Origin of the sequence: Noviherbaspirillum sp., assembly GCF_035254865.1 — a bacterium.
Classification (GTDB): domain Bacteria; phylum Pseudomonadota; class Gammaproteobacteria; order Burkholderiales; family Burkholderiaceae_D; genus Noviherbaspirillum.
Genome location: NZ_DATFAF010000073.1, coordinates 1 through 2,564 on the forward strand (window position 1 = coordinate 1; position 2,564 = coordinate 2,564).

Here is a 2,564-nt window from a genome sequence, read left to right on the forward strand (position 1 = left end):
TACACCGAAGGCAGCGTCACCCGTGCCAGCCAGAAACTGAGCCTCACGCAGCCTGCCATCAGCCATGCGCTGAGTCGCCTGCGCCTGATGTTCGACGACCCGCTGTTCGTCCGTCAGGGCCACAAGATGGTGTCGACGCCCCTGGCGCGCAGCATGATCGAGCCGATCCGGCGCTCCTTGCGCGGACTGGAGGTCACGCTCAACGGGCTGCATGCCTTCGATCCCGAGACTACCGGCAAGCGCTTCAACATCGCGCTGCGCGACGTGCTGGAGGCCACCATCCTGCCGCCCTTGATGCGGCGCGTGCGGCAAACCGCGCCGCTGGTGGACATTGCCGCCATGCAGGTCGAGCGACGCGAACTGGAGACCGAACTGGCTACCGGCACGCTCGACGGCGCCATCGACGTCCTGCTGCCGCTGTCGAGCGACATCCTGCACACGCGGATCTATCAGGATTCGACGGTGGTCGTGGCGCGCAAGGGCCACCCGTCCATCGACGGCAAGCTGGACATCGACACCTACCTGAAACAGGACCACATCCTGGCCAGCTCGCGCCGGCGCGGCCCCGGACTGGAGGATTTCGAACTCAGCCGCTTCGGGCTGGAACGCCATATCCGCCTGCGCTGCCAGCACTACTTCGCCGCCTGCCGTGTCGTCAGCCAGACCGACATGCTGCTCACCATGCCCGGCCGCTACGCGCAGATCGCCAACGAGCAGTTCGGCAACCAGGTCATCCCCTTCCCGCTGGAAGTGCCGGCCTTTGACGTTTTCCTGTACTGGCACGCGAACGTCGACAACGATCCGGCCAATCGCTGGTTCCGCGAGCAAGTCATACTGTCGAGCCAAGGCTGACTCCGCTTCAGGATGAGGGATGCGTCATCGCCGCCGGCCGCACCCAGCGGTCGAAATCTTCCGGTGTCACATAGCCCAGCGCGATTGCCGCCTCTTTCAGGGTGCTGCCCTCATGATGCGCGCGCTTGGCGATTTGCGCCGCGCGGTCGTAGCCGATGTGCGGCGCCAATGCAGTGACCAGCATGAGCGAGCGCTCCATCAACTCCGCGATGCGGACACGATTGGCTTCGATGCCGCGCGCGCAATGCCGGTCGAAGCTGTCCATGCCATCGGCCAGCAGGCGCACGCTCTGCATGAAATTGTGCGCGATGAGCGGCTTGTACACGTTCAGTTCGAAATTGCCGGATGCGCCGCCGAAATTGATCGCCACATCGTTGCCGAAGACCTGGCAGCACAGCATCGTCAGTGCTTCGCACTGCGTCGGATTCACCTTGCCGGGCATGATGGAACTGCCCGGCTCGTTTTCCGGAATCGTGATTTCACCCAGTCCCGAGCGCGGACCGGAGGCCAGCCAGCGCACGTCATTCGCAATCTTCATCAGGGCCGCCGCCAGCGTCTTGAGCGCGCCATGGCCGGACACCATGGCATCGTGTGCCGCCAGCGCGGCGAACTTGTTGGCTGCGCTCCTGAACGGCAATCCCGTCGCGCGCGACAGCTCCGAGGCCACCCGCTCGCCGAATCCCGCAGGAGCATTCAATCCCGTGCCTACCGCGGTGCCGCCGATCGCCAGCTCGGACAAGGCCGGCAAGGCGCCGCTGATGGCCGCTGCCGCATGTTCGAGCTGGGCTGCATAACCCGAAAACTCCTGGCCCAGCGTGAGTGGCGTCGCATCCTGCAAATGCGTGCGCCCTATCTTGACGACGTCGTCGAAGGCCACCGCCTTGGCCACCAGCGTCCCGCGCAAGGCACGCAAGGCCGGCAGCAGCGCATTCGTCATGACGCTTACGGCGGCAACATGCATCGCCGTCGGAAAAACGTCGTTGGAGGATTGGCCGAGATTCACCTCGTCGTTCGGATGCACCAGCCTGCTTTCGCCACGCACACCGCCAAGCAGTTCGGACGCGCGATTGGCCAGCACCTCGTTCATGTTCATGTTGGTTTGCGTGCCGGATCCGGTTTGCCAGACGGAAAGCGGGAATTCCTCGCCACATCGGCCGTCGATGACCTCCTCCGCCGCCGCGATGATGGCATTCGCTTTCTTTTCTTCGAGCTTGCCCAGGGAACGATTGACCAGCGCGCAGGCGCGCTTGACCTGCGCCAATGCCACGATCAGCGGAACCGGCATGCGCTCCGAGGAAATCCGAAAATGTTGCAGCGAGCGCTGGGTTTGCGCTCCCCACAGCCGGTCAGCTGGCACCTCGATGGCGCCAAACGTGTCATGTTCCGTTCTCGTCGTTGCCATTGTGCACTCCATTGTTGTTTGCCGTTTCGATCGTCGAACGCTGGCAAGCGTTCCGGCTTGCCCTCATGTTTCAACGTAGTGCATCAATGGCTCGCAATCAAGACCATTGAGAAAGGAAGATGCAATCGGGTGGGATGCGGTGAAGCTCAGGCGCGGGCGCGCATGCGTTCGGCTCGCGCATCACGCAACAAGCTGTGGTGATGAAACGCATCGCGAATGATGTCGCGCAGGGTCTTGTCATTCCATGGCCGGGTAAAGAATCGGAAGATTTCGCCGCGTTTGATGGCATCGATCGCGGCTTCTTCCTCTT

At 63.1% G+C, this 2,564-nt stretch carries 2 protein-coding genes; one reads left to right on the forward strand and one right to left on the reverse strand.

The window, feature by feature from the left end:
- On the forward strand, window positions 1–852 hold an 852-nt coding region (locus tag VJ651_RS17380), incomplete at its 5' end, for a LysR family transcriptional regulator (protein ID WP_324108645.1).
- A gap of 7 nt (window positions 853–859) precedes the next feature.
- Here VJ651_RS17380 and fumC read toward each other — a convergent pair.
- The gene (gene fumC / locus VJ651_RS17385; protein WP_324108646.1) at window positions 860–2,254 is read right to left on the reverse strand and encodes a class II fumarate hydratase; all 1,395 of its coding nucleotides are present in this window, start codon (window positions 2,252–2,254) and stop codon (window positions 860–862) included.
- Window positions 2,255–2,564: the final 310 nt, after the last annotated feature.